Origin of the sequence: Moraxella atlantae NBRC 14588 (assembly GCF_001591265.1) — a bacterium.
Classification (GTDB): Bacteria; Pseudomonadota; Gammaproteobacteria; order Pseudomonadales; family Moraxellaceae; genus Faucicola; species Faucicola atlantae.
The window spans coordinates 1-16,802 of sequence record NZ_BCUL01000027.1; the positions used below are offsets into that span (position 1 = coordinate 1).

General features: G+C 49.9%; 17 protein-coding genes. 7 read left to right on the top strand and 10 right to left on the bottom strand.

Annotation, left to right across the window (positions count from 1 at the left end; all coding sequences use genetic code 11):
• Positions 1–213 (bottom strand): hypothetical protein (locus MA2_RS09635; protein WP_156470946.1); only part of this gene is annotated, 213 nt, incomplete at its 3' end.
• 102 nt (positions 214–315) lie between these two features.
• Positions 316–1,590, bottom strand: a complete 1,275-nt coding sequence (locus MA2_RS09640) for an FAD-dependent monooxygenase (protein ID WP_067059294.1) — start codon at positions 1,588–1,590, stop codon at positions 316–318.
• A 528-nt stretch (positions 1,591–2,118) separates the two neighbouring features.
• Between MA2_RS09640 and carA the strand changes: the two genes are divergently transcribed.
• From carA to MA2_RS09675, 6 genes are all read left to right on the top strand, one after another.
• A complete protein-coding gene (gene carA, locus MA2_RS09650; RefSeq protein ID WP_067059321.1) occupies positions 2,119–3,342 on the top strand; it encodes a glutamine-hydrolyzing carbamoyl-phosphate synthase small subunit in 1,224 nt (407 codons plus the stop codon).
• Positions 3,343–3,383: 41 nt separating this feature from the next.
• Positions 3,384–3,617 carry a hypothetical protein gene (locus MA2_RS09655; RefSeq protein WP_067059299.1) on the top strand — a complete coding sequence of 78 codons (234 nt, stop codon included), beginning with the start codon at positions 3,384–3,386 and terminating at the stop codon, positions 3,615–3,617.
• 109 nt (positions 3,618–3,726) lie between these two features.
• Positions 3,727–6,966 (top strand): carbamoyl-phosphate synthase large subunit, encoded by a 3,240-nt coding sequence (gene carB / locus MA2_RS09660; protein ID WP_067059301.1) that lies wholly within the window; start codon positions 3,727–3,729, stop codon positions 6,964–6,966.
• A gap of 154 nt (positions 6,967–7,120) precedes the next feature.
• A complete protein-coding gene (locus MA2_RS09665) occupies positions 7,121–7,672 on the top strand; it encodes a phosphatase PAP2 family protein (RefSeq protein WP_067059302.1) in 552 nt (183 codons plus the stop codon).
• A gap of 261 nt (positions 7,673–7,933) precedes the next feature.
• Complete coding sequence (greA, locus tag MA2_RS09670) at positions 7,934–8,410, top strand: transcription elongation factor GreA (protein ID WP_067059304.1); 477 nt, start codon at positions 7,934–7,936, stop codon at positions 8,408–8,410.
• A gap of 190 nt (positions 8,411–8,600) precedes the next feature.
• Positions 8,601–9,893: an MFS transporter gene (locus MA2_RS09675; RefSeq protein ID WP_067059306.1), complete on the top strand. Its 1,293-nt coding sequence runs from the start codon at positions 8,601–8,603 to the stop codon at positions 9,891–9,893.
• Between the two features lie 98 nt (positions 9,894–9,991).
• On the opposite strand, the gene acpP is transcribed toward MA2_RS09675, so the two are convergent.
• The 5 genes from acpP to MA2_RS09700 all read right to left on the bottom strand — a co-directional run bounded on the left by acpP (position 9,992) and on the right by MA2_RS09700 (position 13,520).
• The gene (gene acpP, locus MA2_RS09680) at positions 9,992–10,240 is read right to left on the bottom strand and encodes an acyl carrier protein (RefSeq protein ID WP_067059307.1); all 249 of its coding nucleotides are present in this window, start codon (positions 10,238–10,240) and stop codon (positions 9,992–9,994) included.
• Between the two features lie 266 nt (positions 10,241–10,506).
• The gene (fabG, locus tag MA2_RS09685; RefSeq protein WP_067059309.1) at positions 10,507–11,235 is read right to left on the bottom strand and encodes a 3-oxoacyl-ACP reductase FabG; all 729 of its coding nucleotides are present in this window, start codon (positions 11,233–11,235) and stop codon (positions 10,507–10,509) included.
• A gap of 95 nt (positions 11,236–11,330) precedes the next feature.
• Positions 11,331–12,395 carry an ACP S-malonyltransferase gene (gene fabD / locus MA2_RS09690; protein WP_079352253.1) on the bottom strand — a complete coding sequence of 355 codons (1,065 nt, stop codon included), beginning with the start codon at positions 12,393–12,395 and terminating at the stop codon, positions 11,331–11,333.
• A gap of 196 nt (positions 12,396–12,591) precedes the next feature.
• The gene (rpmF, locus tag MA2_RS09695; RefSeq protein WP_067059311.1) at positions 12,592–12,780 is read right to left on the bottom strand and encodes a 50S ribosomal protein L32; all 189 of its coding nucleotides are present in this window, start codon (positions 12,778–12,780) and stop codon (positions 12,592–12,594) included.
• A 134-nt stretch (positions 12,781–12,914) separates the two neighbouring features.
• Positions 12,915–13,520 carry a YceD family protein gene (locus MA2_RS09700; RefSeq protein ID WP_067059313.1) on the bottom strand — a complete coding sequence of 202 codons (606 nt, stop codon included), beginning with the start codon at positions 13,518–13,520 and terminating at the stop codon, positions 12,915–12,917.
• A gap of 211 nt (positions 13,521–13,731) precedes the next feature.
• Here MA2_RS09700 and MA2_RS09705 point away from each other — a divergent pair, with 211 nt between their 5' ends.
• Positions 13,732–14,499, top strand: a complete 768-nt coding sequence (locus MA2_RS09705) for an elongation factor P hydroxylase (protein ID WP_067059315.1) — start codon at positions 13,732–13,734, stop codon at positions 14,497–14,499.
• 19 nt (positions 14,500–14,518) lie between these two features.
• On the opposite strand, the gene MA2_RS09710 is transcribed toward MA2_RS09705, so the two are convergent.
• The 3 genes from MA2_RS09710 to rph form a co-directional block, all read right to left on the bottom strand.
• Positions 14,519–14,998 carry a c-type cytochrome gene (locus tag MA2_RS09710; protein ID WP_067059317.1) on the bottom strand — a complete coding sequence of 160 codons (480 nt, stop codon included), beginning with the start codon at positions 14,996–14,998 and terminating at the stop codon, positions 14,519–14,521.
• A gap of 151 nt (positions 14,999–15,149) precedes the next feature.
• Positions 15,150–15,671, bottom strand: coding sequence for a hypothetical protein (locus MA2_RS09715; RefSeq protein WP_143821845.1), 522 nt, complete (start codon positions 15,669–15,671; stop codon positions 15,150–15,152).
• 2 nt (positions 15,672–15,673) lie between these two features.
• On the bottom strand, positions 15,674–16,390 hold the full coding sequence (rph, locus tag MA2_RS09720; protein WP_067059325.1) for a ribonuclease PH: 717 nt from the start codon (positions 16,388–16,390) through the stop codon (positions 15,674–15,676).
• Positions 16,391–16,802 lie beyond the last annotated feature (412 nt).

Below are 16,802 nucleotides of genomic sequence, written 5' to 3' on the forward strand. Positions count from 1 at the left end.
AACGATTTGTCCGCTATTAGATGCACTTAAATAAGCAGAAGGATAACTTGAACTTGCGGATAATTTTTTAACACTTTCCCAATCAATATAGTATCTATCACCGTCATTATCTTCAGCAACTTCCACCCAATTCGCCGCCATCGCGGTATTGACACTTGCCAACGCGACCAACACCACCGCCAGTTTTTTTAACCCACCAAACACCGATGCCATCGACTTTCCTTGTTAAACCAATAATTGAGCCAATAAAACGCTAGCATAACCAAACGGTAACGATTTGGCAACATTTTTAAGGGGGATAAATTCATTATAAAATCAAGATCTTAATCCCATCGCAAAGGTTGCCACCAACGGTTTGACCTTTGGCACATGCTCAAACGCGACCAAACCGATATTACGCGCCAATTTGACCAACGGATTGCGGTGGGTAAAGCCATGCACCACCGCGTCACAAAACAATTCCACACGTTTTTGGTCAGCTTGACGACGGTTGGCATAATCTGCCAATACGCGCGCGTCTGCCAAATCACCACCGCGTAACGCTTGTTGAGCCAACATTTGCGCCAGCGTGTCCGCATCGCGCATACACAAATTAAAGCCCTGCCCTGCTACAGGGTGCAAGGTATGCGCGGCATTGCCCATCAGCACACAGCGACCTTGTACTTGGCGTTTTGCCAGCACCTTGACCAGCGGATACGCGCCACGCTTGCCTGCTTGGATAAACGTACCCGTCTGTGCGCCAAACGTACCTTGCAACGTTGCCAAAAAATGTGCGTCGTCATCTAAATAACGCTGCGCCTCATCACGAGGACATACCCACACCACCGAACGTCGACAGTTAGGCGCACCCATCAACGCCGCCCCCGTATCGGGCAAAGGCAGCGCGGCTACCAAACCATGTGGCGTGAAGCGTTCTATCGCGATGTGTTCGTGCGGTTTGTCGGTAATCACCACGCCAACAATCGCCATTTGCCCATAATCATGACGCGTTTCACCAATTTCTAGCAAACGCCGTGCGGTTGAATGCTGCCCATCACATGCCACCAGCAACGCAGCGGTTAAAATTTGCTCATCAGCCGCGTTATCGTTGGCGTTGCGGGTGAACGTCACCGTCACGCTATCGCGGTTTTGCTCAATCGCGGTCACCTGTGTACCATCTAATAGGGTGATCAGCGGATGGGCTTGCACGGTTTGCAGCAGTTTTTTACCAAGCCACGCGTTTTCCATGACTTGTCCAAAACTTTCGACACCTTCGGCGGTTTTATCCAGCAATGCCTTGCCAAAACCACCCTGCTCGCTGATACTGACTTGGTCAATGCGACAGGCATGGTCGGCAAGATTTTGCCACAGCCCCATGGTTTGGTAAATCTGTACCGTACGCCGTGACAGTGCGATGTTGCGGCTGTCAAATAAATGCCGTGTGCTGGCATCATCGGGGCTAGCAGTTGGATACACCGTTTGCTCAAGCAAGGTGCTGGCAATACCGCGCTGGGCAAGCAGTAAGGCAAACGATAAACCCACATTACCGCCGCCGATAATTAGCACGCGCTGATCGGTGATGGGCGGTTGATTGTTGAATAGATCATTCATGGATTGGTTAAACTTGGTTTGGGCTGACATGGTAATTTTTCCGCGTTTTTTGATGATTTTTGACTATAAAAATTATTTTGTACGCAATAAACAGCTATCAGCTTAGCACAAAACAGCCTAGCAGAAAATCAAGCGTCAATTTTGTGCAATACTCAATTTTGTGCAATACAACGCAACGTTTGTTTTGCCAACATCCGCTTTTTTGGCGGCTAATTTGGTGGTTAATTTGGTGGCTAACAATCGAAGCGGCTAAAATCTGTCCGCCGATGACTACCATTTATGCGTAGGTTTTGATAAAATAGCCAAAATCTATAGCTAAGCGAGTTTGCATGAAAACACATAGCCTTTATTTGGTCAGCGTTACGGCGTTACCATTTGGCTATTGTGATTCATGGTAACTCGCTTTTTTGTGGGCGAATGCTGGCGGAGGCGATTTTGAATAATACAAATAATAGCAACCAACCGTACACTGATACGGGCGCAGACTCAACCAACCAAACAGCCGTATTAGACACCTTAAACCCTGCGATTGCTCCGACCACGCCTGCGATTTTGGCATTGGCGGACGGTACGATTTTTGAGGGGGTGAGCATCGGCGCGACAGGTCACAGCGTTGGCGAAGTGGTGTTTAATACCGCCATGACAGGCTACCAAGAAATTCTCACTGACCCAAGCTACGCCAAGCAAATCGTCACGCTCACCTATCCGCATATCGGCAATACAGGCACCAATATCGAGGATATTGAATCGGGTAGCGACAACCGCGTGTGGGCGGCAGGTTTGATTATTCGTGATGCCACGTTATTAAGCTCAAATTTTCGCAATAGCGAGTCATTGAGTGACTTTTTGCAGCGCAATAACACGGTGGCGATTGCTGAAATTGACACGCGGCGGCTGACCCGTGTGCTACGTGAACGCGGCGCGCAACACGGTTGTTTGATGACTGCCAGTGACGGCGTGGCTATCAGCGACACCGACAAAGCCAAAGCGATCGAGCTTGCGCAAGGTTTTGCAGGCTTGACGGGAATGGATTTGGCAAAAGAATGTTGCCATCAGCACGGTTTTGAGTGGACGCAAGGCACGTGGCAGCTTGCCGATAATCCCACCAATATTGCCAACTATGGCAAAACTGACAGCCCAACAGGCGGCTTTTTTACCCAACTTGAGACCCAAATTCCCAAACGTTTTCACGTGGTGGCGTACGATTTTGGCACCAAAACCAATATCTTACGCATGTTGGTAGATCGCGGCTGTCATGTCACCGTAGTGCCTGCACAAACACCAATTGCCGATGTATTGGCGCAAAATCCCGATGGTGTGTTCTTGTCTAATGGCCCTGGCGACCCTGCCGCATGTACCTATGCTATCGACAACATCCGTACGCTGCTTGAAACCGATATCCCTGTGTTTGGCATTTGCTTGGGCCATCAGCTGCTGGCGTTGGCAAGTGGCGCGCAGACCATCAAGATGAAGTTTGGTCATCACGGTGCCAACCATCCTGTGCAAGATATCGCCACAGGACGTGTGATGATTACGTCACAAAACCATGGCTTTGCGGTGGATGAGGCAACCTTGCCTGACAATTTAAAAGTCACCCATCGTTCGTTGTTTGATGGTTCAAACCAAGGCATCGAGCGCACGGACAAGCCTGCGTTTAGTTTCCAAGGACATCCCGAAGCCAGCCCCGGCCCGCATGATGCCGATGGGTTGTTTGATAAGTTTGTTATGCTCATGGAACAAGCCAAAGCGTAGCCGTATGCCTGTAGGCTCGATTAGGTTGATGAAGAGCAACGATGAATCAGATAACTGTCAATTTAGACCACCAATTTATCCATCAAATTGATGCTGATACCGCTGCTAATCGTACAGCACCTGTACAGACTACCAAGCAGCTTTGGCAGGATTTTTTGGTCAAAAAAACCAAAAAGCCAGTTAATGATGATTTTTTGATCTTGCTTCAACATATCCAAGATATATATAAACCTGTGGATAAAACAGCCTTACAAAATACTTTGCGTTTAGAATAAACACATCGATCTTAAAAAGTGCGTTAGTCGCACTTTTTTTAAAATTATTTTCTAGACATAGTTTTTGGTTAAAAAAATTGTGTCATGTAGTCAAAAAGGGTGAAATGCTATGCCAAAACGTACTGACATCAAATCCATTCTTATCATCGGCGCAGGTCCGATTGTCATTGGGCAGGCCTGCGAGTTTGACTACTCAGGCGCACAAGCCTGTAAAGCCTTACGCGAAGAAGGCTACCGTGTGATTTTGGTCAATTCCAACCCGGCAACCATCATGACCGACCCCGTCATGGCAGACGCAACCTACATCGAGCCCATCACATGGCAAACCGTTGAGCGTATTATCGACAAAGAACGCCCCGATGCCATTTTGCCCACGATGGGCGGACAAACCGCGCTTAACTGCGCGCTTGATCTTGACAAGCACGGCGTATTAGAAAAATACGGCTGCGAGCTGATTGGTGCAACCAAATCGGCGATTGAAAAAGCCGAAGACCGTGATTTGTTTGACAAGGCGATGAAAAAAATCGGGCTAGAATGCCCACGCGCTGAAGTCGCTGAAACGATGGAACAGGCGTTTGAGATTCAAGCCAAAGTCGGCTTTCCGTGCATCATCCGCCCGTCGTTTACCATGGGTGGTTCAGGCGGTGGTATTGCCTACAACCGCGAAGAATTTATCGAAATTTGCGAACGCGGATTTGACTTATCGCCCACTCACCAGCTATTGATCGATGAAAGCTTAATTGGTTGGAAAGAGTATGAGATGGAGGTTGTGCGCGACAAAAACGACAACTGCATTATCGTGTGCTCGATCGAAAATTTTGATCCGATGGGTGTGCACACAGGCGACTCCATCACCGTTGCGCCTGCACAAACCTTGACCGACAAAGAATACCAAATCATGCGTAACGCCTCGATTGCGGTATTGCGTGAAATCGGTGTTGAGACGGGTGGCTCAAACGTCCAGTTTGGCATTAACCCAGACACAGGGCGCATGGTGGTCATTGAGATGAACCCACGCGTCAGCCGCTCATCGGCATTGGCCAGTAAGGCAACAGGCTTTCCGATTGCCAAAATCGCGGCAAAACTGGCGGTCGGTTACACCCTTGATGAACTTAAAAACGACATCACAGGTGGCAAAACCCCTGCCAGCTTTGAGCCTGCCATTGACTATGTGGTCACCAAAGTGCCACGCTTTAATTTTGAAAAATTTCCCCAAGCCGACAGCACCCTATCAACACAAATGAAGTCTGTGGGCGAGGTGATGGCGATTGGGCGCAATTTCCAAGAATCTATACAAAAAGCGTTGCGTGGGCTTGAGATCGGCGTGAATGGATTTGATGAGCAATTGGACTTAAGCCAAGACCGTGACAGCATTGAAAACACCTTAAAAATTAAGCTCAAAACCCCAACACCTGAGCGCATTTTTTATATTGCCGACGCGTTTCGGGCAGGCTTAAGCCTTGAACAAGTGTTTGAATACACCAAAATCGACCGCTGGTTTTTGGTGCAAATCGCCGATATCGTCGCCACCGAACGCCAAGTGAAGGAATTGGGCTTTGGCGGTTTGACGGCAGCAAACTTGCGCCAGTTTAAACGCAAAGGTTTGTCAGATTTACGCCTTGCCACCTTGCTGGGTGTGTCGCAAAAACAGCTCCGCAAAAAACGTTGGGATCTGGGTGTGTATCCTGTTTATAAACGCGTCGATACCTGTGCGGCAGAATTTGCCACCTCAACAGCGTATTTGTATTCCACCTACGATGATGAATGTGAAGCCAACTCAAATGACCGCGAAAAAATCATGGTCATCGGCGGCGGCCCTAACCGTATCGGACAAGGTATTGAGTTTGACTACTGCTGTGTGCATGCCGCACTTGCCATGCGTGCCGATGGTTATGAAACCATCATGGTAAACTGCAACCCTGAAACCGTATCAACCGATTACGATACGTCAGATCGCCTGTATTTTGAGCCGATTACGCTTGAGGACGTATTGGAAATCGTCCGCGTTGAACAGCCTAAAGGCGTGATTGTGCAGTACGGTGGTCAAACACCGCTTAAACTTGCTCGCGCGTTGGAAGCGGCAGGCGTACATATCATTGGCACCAGTCCTGACGCGATTGATCGCGCCGAAGACCGCGAACGCTTTCAGCATATGATCAATCAGCTTGGCTTTAACCAGCCACCTAATGCCTTAGCGACCAGCACCGAAGACGGCATTGTCAAAGCCGCGCAAGTTGGCTATCCGTTGGTGGTGCGTCCATCATACGTGCTTGGCGGACGCGCGATGGAGATTGTCTACAACGAAGCCGAGCTGCGCCGCTACCTGCGTGAAGCAGTACAAGCGTCTAATGAAGCACCTGTGCTGCTCGATCGTTTCTTGGACGATGCCATCGAAGTGGATGTCGATTGCGTCAGCGATGGCACCAACGTGGTCATCGGCGGTATCATGCAGCATATTGAACAAGCAGGCGTGCATTCGGGGGATTCGGCGTGTTCGTTGCCGCCATACTCACTTAGCGCTGATATTTGTGATGTCATGCGCGAGCAAACCGTGGCAATGGCAAAAGAATTGGGTGTGGTCGGTTTGATGAACGTGCAATACGCTATCAAAGATAACACCGTGTATATCTTAGAAGTCAATCCACGTGCCAGCCGTACCGTGCCGTTTGTGTCAAAATGTATTGGCACATCTTTGGCACAAGTTGCCGCGCGCTGCATGGCAGGCAAAACACTTGCCGAACAAAACTTCACCCACGAAGTCATTCCAAGTTTTTATGCGGTCAAAGAAGCGGTGTTCCCGTTTGCTAAATTCCCTGGTGTAGACCCGATTTTAAGCCCAGAGATGAAATCCACAGGCGAGGTCATGGGCGTGGGTAAAACCTTTGGTGAAGCGTATTACAAGGCAGTGATTGCCAGCAACGAGCGGCTACCAGGCCTACCCGTTGAGGGCGAGACCAAACAAGTGTTCTTGTCGGTGCGTGACAGCGACAAAGCGCACTTGGTGCCTATTGCCAAGCAGCTACTTGATTATGGCTTTAAGCTATTGGCAACCGCAGGCACGCAGCAAGTGTTAGCAGATGCAGGCTTACCGTGCACGCGCATCAACAAGGTCAATGAAGGCCGTCCACACATTGTCGATGCCATCAAAAACGGTGAAATTGCCATCGTCGTCAATACCACCGAAGGCAAACAAGCGCATGAAGATTCGTTCTCGATTCGCCGCTCAGCCTTACAGCATAAAGTATTTAATGTGACCACCTTAAATGCCGCGGCAGCAGTTACCCAAGCGTATAAAGTGCAGCTACCATTTGATGTGTATAAGCTCCAATCGCTACATACACAGGAATAACCATCGCTAGTCTACAATACTGATAGCCAGCGCTGTCAATATTTTTTTATGGGCTAAGATAATCCTAAGGTTTGGGGTGTACACTGGGTTTACCCTAAGTATAGCCACGTTTATCAATGTTTTGACCACTAACCACAATCAGGGTGTGAATGCCATGAGACAACCTTCTAAGACCTTTAATATCATACTACTTGCTGCTGTATTAGCGCCGACGACAACGGTATATGCCAAAAGCGATAGCGAAAAAGCGGGCGATATATTGCAAATTGCTATCCCGGTAGCAGGCTTAGGCATGGCACTTGCCAAACATGACCAAAAAGGCGTGTATCAATTAGGCAAAACCATGGCAACCAATTTGGCGGCTACCTATGCGCTCAAATACGCCACCAATGACACCGCATGGGGCGAACGTCCCAATGGCGAAGATTACTCATTTCCGTCAGGGCATACTAGTGCTTCTTGCGCGGGCGCGACTTTCATCGGTCAACGCTATGGCTGGCGCTATGGCTCGATGGCAATGATTCCTGCCGCCTATGTGGGCTGGTCACGTGTGGATGCCGACAAACACCATACCCGTGATGTGGTTGCTGGCTGTGCGCTGGGTGTCGTCAGTGGTTTGGTGATGACGCAACCGTTTGACAATGCCACTATTTTACCTTGGTATGAAAATAAAGCCGTGGGGTTTACCATCAGCTCAGCTTGGTAATGTCAGGCTCATGCAGTCAATTGAGTGAATGCTTTGCATCACAAGCCGTTATCAAGTAAAATACCGTTATTGTGGTGATTGACACCGCACAGCAAATTTTTTACTAGAACCTTGTTAGGCAGTAGCCCTGTCTAGCATGGTTTTTTTCATCTATACAAAATAGCTAGCGGTCAATCACGAGAGTTGATGACCATTTTTTGTGACTTGTTACTTTGGCAATCTTGCCGTTTGAATCCCTATTTGTGACAAAAGGAATCCCCTATGCAACGCTATCCCATGACCCCGCAAGGTCACGCTGCGTTAGAAGAAGAACTCAAACAGCTAAAGACCATCGACCGTCCGCGTATTACCGCTGCGATCGCTGAGGCACGTGAACACGGTGATCTCAAAGAAAACGCCGAATACCATGCCGCGCGTGAACAACAAGGCTTTTGTGAAGCACGGATTCGCGACATCGAAGCTAAATTGGGCGGCGCAGAGATTATCGACCCGCTCAAGCTACCACAAGAAGGGCGCGTGGTGTTTGGCGTGACTGTGGTTATCGAAAACTTGGACACCGAAGAGCAAAAACGTTACAAGATTGTCGGTGATGATGAAGCAGATTTTAAAGCCAACAAAATCTCGATTAACTCACCGATTGCACGTGGTTTAATCGGTAAGTCTGAAGGCGATGAAGCGCGCATCCAAACGCCAAGCGGCGAGGTAGAGTACGAAATCATTGAGGTGGTGTACGAATAAATTTGCGTGTAATTAAACATTTGTTAAGGCATTTATCACGTATTGATCCACGATGCCCAAACAAAACGGCTTGGCGATGGCTAAGCCGTTTTTTTGATATTACAAAAACCATCTAGGATGGCAGTCAGCTTGCCGTTACAATTTGGTTGAATCATCTTTTTGCTTGTTTCACCTATCATTGTAACTACCTATGCCCAGCTCAACCATTGCCCCCTCCCATTCTGCCAAGCCTGTGGATAAAGCTTCCCTTGCAGTGGCTGCGCTTTCGACAATTGTTGAATGGTATGATTTTACTCTGTATTTGTACTTTGCCAGCGTGCTCAGCCGTGTGTTTTTTGGTGATACGCCGCAATCGTTGCTCGTGACACTGGGCGGTTTTGCAATTTCGTATTTAATGCGTCCGTTGGGTGCGGCGGTATTTGGACATATCGGCGATAAGTTTGGGCGCAAAACCATGATGATGTTGTCAATGCTGCTGATCACTGTGGCGATGTTTGCCACCGCACTGCTACCGACGGCAGCGCAGATTGGTACAGCGGCAGGGGTGGCGTTGATTGCGCTGCGCTGTGTGATGTCGTTTGCCGTGGGTGCCGAGTACACGGGCGTAGTGGCATATCTGCTTGAGGGCGCAAAGCGCGAGCGGCGTGGTTTTATTACCTCGCTTGCGTCGGCGGCAAGTGAGGTTGGTGGGCTGTTGGCGGTGGCAGTTTGTGGGGCAACGGTGGCATGGCTGAGTGAGGCGCAGCTAACAGCATGGGGCTGGCGGATTCCGTTTATCATCGGTGGCGTGCTTGCGTTGGTGGTGTGGGCAGCGCGCTCAACCATGCAAGAGTCGCCCGAATTTATCCAAAAACAGCGCGCGCAAGCATTGGCAAAATCGCCGCTGCTGCAGACCATACGTGAGCACAAAGTCGGGATTTTTCGTAGCTTTATGATCTCCGCGTTGGGGTCGATTACTTATTATGTCGGCATCAGCTATGTGCCGATTTTTTTGCAAGACACGGGCAACCACAGCGAAAAACTGGCACTGTCGCTTTCGACCATCGCAGCAGTGGCAGTGATTGTCATCACGCCGTTGGTGGGTGGTTTGACGGATAAAGTCGGACGGCGACCTGTGCTGATTGGTTTGGCGTTGTGCTGTGTGCTGTTGCCTGCGTTGTTGTTTGACTGGATGGCAAGCGGCACGACCACGCAAGCCTTGATTGGTGCGGTGTTGTTGGCGTGTCTGGCAGGTGGGGTGAGTGCGGTGGGCGCGTCGGCAACGGCGGAGCAGTTTACCACAGAAGGGCGGCTAAGTGGTTTGGCATTGGGCACGACAATGGCAACGGCAATTTTTGGCGGCCTAACCCCATGGCTCGCCCAGTATTGGCTTGACCAAAGCCATTGGGCCATGGTGCCTGCGCTAATGATTGCGGTGGTCGCGGTGGTGGTATTGCCTGTATTTTGGCAAATGCCTGAGACGGCGTTTGACGCCCAACGCTAGTTGTTATAAACACCAAATATGCGACAAAAAAAGCCTCAAACTAACTTTGAGGCTTTTTTGGCATTGGGTTGATCCTTGATCACTGAACGCCCAGTGCGTTAGGCATCCACTTTGCTGCTGACATAGTCAATCGCACTTTGCACAGTGGTTAGCTGATTGCTGTCTTCTTCGGGAATGGTGATGCCAAATTCATTTTCAAACGACATCACTAATTCAACCAAATCCAACGAATCTGCGCCCAAATCTTCCATAAATGACGCGTCGTTTTTGATGTCATCAGCATTCACACCTAACTGTTCAGCGACGGCGGCTTTGACTTTTTGTTCCACTTGTTGGCTATTGCTCATGCTACGCTCCTATCGTATCCTTTTATAGCGAACTTTACAGACTTATACACCCTGACGGGCAATGGCTTGGCGCAATAAGGCAGTGCGGCATGGCGGCTCTCATTGCAAAAATAGGGGGCAATGCTGTCTAAGCGGTTGCAGCTTGCCCGTGGTTTAGGCATTATATGTTGGCTGTCGTGCGGTTTCAACCATTTACGCGCCAATTATCGCTGCAAACGGCATACCGCTGCGTTCACTAACAGCGACTTGGGCAATATATGTGTGGGTTACATATACATGCCGCCATTGACCGCCAACACCGCGCCTGTGATGTAGCTGGCATTGCGGCTGGCCAAGAAGCTGACTGCCGCAGCCACGTCTTCAGGCGCGCCCAATCGCCCGAGCGGCACGGCATCTAGCATGGAGTTTAGCAAACGCTCATCCAAGCTTTCGGTCATTTCGGTCTCTATCAAGCCTGGGGCAACGCAGTTTACGGTGACTTGACGTGAGCCGATTTCACGGGCAAGGGCGCGGGTCATGCCCTCAACACCTGCTTTGGCGGCAGCGTAGTTGGTTTGCCCTGCATTGCCCATGCTGGCAACCACTGAGGTGATGTTGATGACGCGGCCATAGCGTGCTTTCATCATGCCACGCAAGGCGCGTTTGGTCATGCGATACACCGATGTCAAATCCACCTCAATGACATGATCCCACGCCGCTTCTTCCATGCGCGCCAACAAGGTATCGTGGGTGATGCCTGCGTTATTGACCAGCACCTGCACGCAGCCATAGGTGCTTTCAATCTCGGTGAATAACGCCTCAATTTGCTCGGCATTTTCAACCAAGAGCACGCGCCCAAGCCCACCTGTTGGGCGCAAATAGTCGGCAATCACCGCCGCGCCCATCTCGCTGGTTGCCGTACCGATGACAAAATAGCCCTCATCGGCCAGTTGTTGGGCGATGGCTTTGCCGATACCGCGGCTTGCGCCCGTCACCAATGCGATTTGCCGTGCCATGCTGGGTTCCTTTTATTGGGTCAAAATGTGTTGAATCAAAATACTCGATAACGTGTTTGCTCACATCAAGCCAACAGCTACCTGTGAGCTCATCATCACGGGCGCAATAAGTCATTCAACGCTGCTTGCACCGCGTCAAGCTTGCCAATGGGATCGGTAGCAAGCGTTGATATACTTGGCGTTTGGCGTTTGGCTAGGTTGGTTAGCACATTGCCACTGCCGCATTCGATTTGTAACGTCACGCCTGCTTGGGCAAGATACGTTTGGGTGCTTGCCCACAGCACAGGGCAAGACAACTGCTCAACCAAGGCTTGTTTGATGGCTACAAGATCAGGCTCAATACGCGCGTGGCGGTTTTGTACCACAGCAATTTGCGGCGGCTGCAACGCGATGTCATCAATCAATGCTGCCAACTCATCTGCCGCAGGCTGCATCAGTGGGCAATGCGATGGCACACTGACCTTAAGTGGTACACCTTTTGCGCCAATCTCGCCAAGTCGCGCGCGCACTGCGTTCACACCTAAGCTATTACCTGCCACCACCACTTGCCCAGGGGCATTGTAATTGGCTGGTGTAACAACCGCATGTGGCGTGTCAGTTTGCACGCTTTGGCACAATGCAGCAACGATAAAATCCTCAGCACCGAGCACTGCCAACATCGCGCCTGCCTGTGTTGATTCACCGACAGACGGCTGCTGCATGGCATGTTGCATCAGTTGCCCGCGTTGGTGCACCAAGCGCACCGCATCGGCAAAATCCAGCACACCTGCTGCACACAACGCGCTATATTCGCCCAACGAATGCCCTGCCACGTATTGTGGGCGGCGTTCGGGCGCGTGTTGCCAAATGTTGTCATCCAATACACGCCAAATCGCCATGCTTGCCGTCAAAAGCGCAGGCTGGGTATAAGCGGTTGCATCTAGCCCCTGCCCTGCTTTGTCTTGCCACGTGCCTTGGCACAATGCCCACACGTCAAAGCCTAGCGCGTCACTGGCTTGCTCAAATGTTGCCCGCACTTGCCAAAACGCATCTGCCCAATCTGCCAACATACCCACCCGCTGCGAACCTTGCCCTGGAAAAATCACGGCATAGCTTGGCGTAGCAATCGGCAACGTAGCAATAGGGACGGAAGGGGCGGAATCGGTGGTGGTAGTTGGCATGATGGTCATGTAATGATTGGTGAAAAATAAACAAATGCAAGCTAACTTAACAGAATTTATGCCCGTTTAAAACCCCAACATGGTAGCAAAATGCCACCATTCGGTAACATATACCGATGGTTTGGCTAAATTTTGTCCAGTAAAAAAGCCGACAAAAATCGGCTTTTTATCAACTTACCAGCAATTGGCTGAAAAATTATTCCACTTCAACCACAGGTGCTTTGAACAACTGACGACCACGGTAAAAACCATCTTTAGTCGCGTGATGGCGTAGGTGTTTTTCGCCAGTGGTTGGATCGATTGATACCGCGTGAATGGTGATGCGGTCGTGTGAACGGCGCATATCGCGGCGTGAACGGCTCTTACGGTTTTGTTGAACTGCCATGACAAACTCCTAGCAAATCGGGCGTTGGGCGCGCAAAGGCGCGATAAATTTTTAAACGCCCAATTATACGCGTTTTTTGGTGCTGAGTAAATCATTTACGCGCTTTTTTTGTCTATCGGCGCAGCAGTAACCACCTAGTTTTTAAGCGCAGCAAGCACGGCAAAGGGATTGTCTTGCTGCACAGCGGCTTCGGGCAGCTCACCTGCTTGCGTGACTGCCATACGGCACTGCGCATGCTTAGGCGCCAGTGGCAAGGCGACCAACAATTCATCTTCAATCATCGCCAGCAAATTTAGCCGCTCATCGTCGGTGATTTCATCCAGCAAAATCGTTTCGGTGTCCTCACTGACCAACGCAGCTTGCGACTCATCTTGTAGCAAGGCAAATTCACTGTCGATGGTCAGTGGCACAGCGACAGGCTCAAGACAACGCTGACAGGTCTGCCACAAGATGCCATCGGTGTGCAGCGACCACAGCAGCACCGACCCCGATTGACGAATGCTGAGCTCTACCGCCACTTGCGATGGCAACCCGCCACTGGGTGCAGGTGTGTTATCGGGCAAGGCAGCGATACGCGGCAACTGATCAAGCTGCAGCGTGCCTTGCCAGTGATACTCGGCTTGGTCATTGTTCGCCCATTTGTTTAAATCCAAATACTTGGCAAGCGCGGTGTTGGGGGTATGCGTTGTGCTGCTTGGTACAGCAACAGGTGCAGCGGTGGTTTGAGATTTTGCATTCATAATAACACCTCATGGGTTGGTGGCTTGACTCAATGGCTTAAACAAAATAAAAATTGGCAAAACAATAACTTATTGCTTGTTCTTATTGATCAGATTTTATTAAAAAGAAAAAACAGATGTTTGCTCACCGTGCATAGTACAAACGGTTTGAGCAAGCAGGTTCGCGCTTGGTTATTATGGGTTATAATAAGGCTTTTTGGGGTAAAATCCAATGGGTGCCGCGTATCAAGCCAAAACCGCTATTTTCGCCTTTGTGACTGTGCCGTGGGTATCGGTATGGCTATTGGTGTCATCAAAACAGGATATACCAACGCGTGGCATGGTATTGACGGGACAAGCAGCAGCAAACAAGCGGCTGGCTGGCATACGTTGGCAGGCAGTAGAATGTGCACAAGTGCAATGGTTGATGGCGGTGTTTGCGCGCTGGTTTGCCCATCGCCAAACGGTGCTGGTGCGCGGCGATGATGAGCCGCAATATTATGCCAAAACCGCCGAATTACCTGCCCAAATTGTGTTTGCGCATGGCTTTTTTGCCAGTTGCCTGCATGAAATCAGCCATTGGTGCATTGCAGGGCAGCGCCGCCGTGGGTTGGATGACTTTGGCTATTGGTACGCGCCCGATGGGCGAGACGCGGCACAACAACGTGAGTTTGAGCAGGTTGAGATCGCGCCGCAAGCGTTGGAATGTTTGTTTACGTTGGCGTTAGGTAAGCGTTTTCGTGTATCTACCGACAACCTAAACGCCATACGCCACGGTGAGCGCAATACCCAATTTGACCACAACGTGTATCGGCAAGCGTTGGTTTTTTTGGCGCAGTGGCAAACACCGAACCCCGATACAGCCCCATCACCAACGGGCAAGCGCTTATCCACCGATGCACGTTTGTTGCTTAACCATCTGTGCGCGCTGCGTCCGTATCCGCTAATGGCATTTGACGTTGCGCAAAATTTTGCCTATCTGCGGCTAAACGCCTATTAGCACCCGATGATTTTTTACGTTATTTTTCACGAAATTGCTGGTGACAGCTTTTGCAGCTTGCACCGACATCGTTAAACTGTGCTTGCACATCGGCGGCACTGGTGGCGGATTGGGCAGCAGTGTTCAGCGCGGCAACGGCTTGCTTATATTTGTCAATTTCTTGTTGCCACGCGGTGGGATTTTGCCAAATCTCGGGTTTAGCGTCACCGCCTTCACTGCTTGCAGGAAAATGTACCCAAGCGTCTTGGTCGAGTTTTTTGGCAGCTGCGCGAAAATTATCGGCATTAAAACTCGATGGATCTTTGAGCATGGCGTTCATTTCTTTGCTTGCTGCGCCCCAATCGTGCATGATGTCTTCGCGCGCGTCTTGATGGGCAGCCACGGCAGTGTTTGCTGCGCCATCTGCAGGGTTGGCGGCTTGTTGGCTTTGGTTGCATGCACTTAGCGCGATGGCGGCTGCCAATACGGGTGCAAAACGGTATGCATTCCCTATTTTCATGGTCGATCCTAATTTTATCCTAACAGTGGTTACGTGATTAACGGTATCAATGAAATGATAAGCCAATTGTCTTACGCCAATCTAGCATGATAGTTAATAATGATTATTATTAATTTGTGCAATTTAGTCAAAATTTTTTTTAAGAATAAATTTATTTGGTATTGAGGCGCACGGATTTGGCGTTGGTTTGGATGGATTTGCCTTGTAGCACGGCATGAGCAATGTGGAGGTGCTGGGGCGTGGTGAAGCCCATTACCCGACAACGCGGTGTACCATCGGCATGGCAAATCTGCAACGTATCACCGTCAATCTGTAGATGGTTGGTGTTGTCAAGCGTGATAGGTGTGATTTTGCCTGTGGCATCGGTGTGGGTCAGTGTTCCTTTGCGCACGTGCAAATAACCACCCGATAATTGAATGGGCTGGTCAGTGATCCCTGCTTGACTGCGCCTACCCAGCCAATTTACCACCGCTGAGGCAATAACCACCACGATGATGGCAATGCCTGTCTGCGCACCTGTCAGCCAGTCCAATGCATTGGCTGCGCCGATTGCTGCTAATAGCAACGCCATGCCAAGCCACGTCCATTGGTACCACAACCGATGCCAAGCAGGCTTACCAGCTGCAATAGGTTGCAAGCCAATTTTTACGCCGTCATCTAGTACGGTAAGCACCACTACCAGCCTAGTGCGGTCTGTTGGTGCTTGAGTAGCTCACCAATGCCCTGCTCTGCCATTGCCAGCATGGCATCGACTTGCGCACGGGTGAAGGGCCTGGCCTCTGCTGTACCTTGAATCTCAATAAATTCGCCTTGCTGGGTCATGACAACGTTTAGATCCGTGTCACAGCCTGAGTCTTCATGGTAGTTGAGATCAAGGAGCACCTCACCATCGCGCAGTCCCACCGAGACCGCTGCCACCAATCCGCGCAAGGGGTCGGTTTTGAGCTTTTTGTTTTGTTGTAAAAATTCTAGCGCATCAACCACGGCAACCGCCGCGCCTGTAATGCTTGCCGTGCGTGTGCCGCCATCGGCTTGCAATACGTCGCAATCGACATGAATGCTCACTTCACCCAGTTTTTCTAAATCTACCATAGCGCGTAGGCTACGCCCTATCAGCCGTTGGATTTCTTGTGTGCGTCCTGATTGTTTGCCGCTCACTGCTTCGCGGTTGCTGCGGTCGTGGGTGGCGCGTGGCAACATGCCGTATTCAGCGGTGATCCAGCCTTTGCCTGTGCCTTTGAGCCAACGTGGTACTTGGGTTTCAACACTGGCAGTGCACAGCACTTTGGTGTCGCCAAAGCAAACCAAAACCGAGCCTTCGGCGTGTTTGGTGTAATGACGGGTGATGCTGATGGGGCGTAGTTGGTTGGCTTGGCGTTGGTCGATGCGCATGGGATACCCTTTTTTTTGGTTGTGGTTGTTTGTCACATGGCAAAAATTAGGTTTTATGCTACCCGTTTGGGCGGATTTTGGCAAGATTAAACCTCGGTTTAGAGACAATAGGTCAATTTTTAACCAAGTTACTGTCCGACGCCGATAGTTGTTTAGCTAACTTATAACACTTTTAGTTATTTATTTTTTTAATTGATTCTTTTTAAGATAGTACCTAACAGCGCATACAATAAATAATTTATTAATAAGATAATTTTAACAAATAAAAATTACATAATATCGGTTCGCTACTTTATGTCAGTGTCTTTATAACGCCAGTTATCAAAATTTACTTGATCGTTTTTCCACCTAATTTAGTAGGATTTATCAAGTTTTAATCATACAGCGATTGCTTTATTATACGCCGTTTATT

What these genes read in the sequence shown, in the direction of transcription:
- MA2_RS09675 (WP_067059306.1), top strand. Translation starts at nt 8,601, where the DNA reads ATGCCCAGCTCAACCATTGCCCCCTCCCATTCTGCCAAGCCTGTGGAT.
- rpmF (WP_067059311.1), bottom strand. Translation starts at nt 12,780, where the DNA reads ATGGCAGTTCAACAAAACCGTAAGAGCCGTTCACGCCGCGATATGCGC.
- MA2_RS09700 (WP_067059313.1), bottom strand. Translation starts at nt 13,520, where the DNA reads ATGAATGCAAAATCTCAAACCACCGCTGCACCTGTTGCTGTACCAAGC.
- MA2_RS09665 (WP_067059302.1), top strand. Translation starts at nt 7,121, where the DNA reads ATGAGACAACCTTCTAAGACCTTTAATATCATACTACTTGCTGCTGTA.
- MA2_RS09710 (WP_067059317.1), bottom strand. Translation starts at nt 14,998, where the DNA reads ATGAAAATAGGGAATGCATACCGTTTTGCACCCGTATTGGCAGCCGCC.
- MA2_RS09640 (WP_067059294.1), bottom strand. Translation starts at nt 1,590, where the DNA reads ATGAATGATCTATTCAACAATCAACCGCCCATCACCGATCAGCGCGTG.
- carB (WP_067059301.1), top strand. Translation starts at nt 3,727, where the DNA reads ATGCCAAAACGTACTGACATCAAATCCATTCTTATCATCGGCGCAGGT.
- MA2_RS09705 (WP_067059315.1), top strand. Translation starts at nt 13,732, where the DNA reads ATGGGTGCCGCGTATCAAGCCAAAACCGCTATTTTCGCCTTTGTGACT.
- acpP (WP_067059307.1), bottom strand. Translation starts at nt 10,240, where the DNA reads ATGAGCAATAGCCAACAAGTGGAACAAAAAGTCAAAGCCGCCGTCGCT.
- greA (WP_067059304.1), top strand. Translation starts at nt 7,934, where the DNA reads ATGCAACGCTATCCCATGACCCCGCAAGGTCACGCTGCGTTAGAAGAA.
- rph (WP_067059325.1), bottom strand. Translation starts at nt 16,390, where the DNA reads ATGCGCATCGACCAACGCCAAGCCAACCAACTACGCCCCATCAGCATC.
- fabG (WP_067059309.1), bottom strand. Translation starts at nt 11,235, where the DNA reads ATGGCACGGCAAATCGCATTGGTGACGGGCGCAAGCCGCGGTATCGGC.
- fabD (WP_079352253.1), bottom strand. Translation starts at nt 12,395, where the DNA reads ATGCCAACTACCACCACCGATTCCGCCCCTTCCGTCCCTATTGCTACG.
- MA2_RS09655 (WP_067059299.1), top strand. Translation starts at nt 3,384, where the DNA reads ATGAATCAGATAACTGTCAATTTAGACCACCAATTTATCCATCAAATT.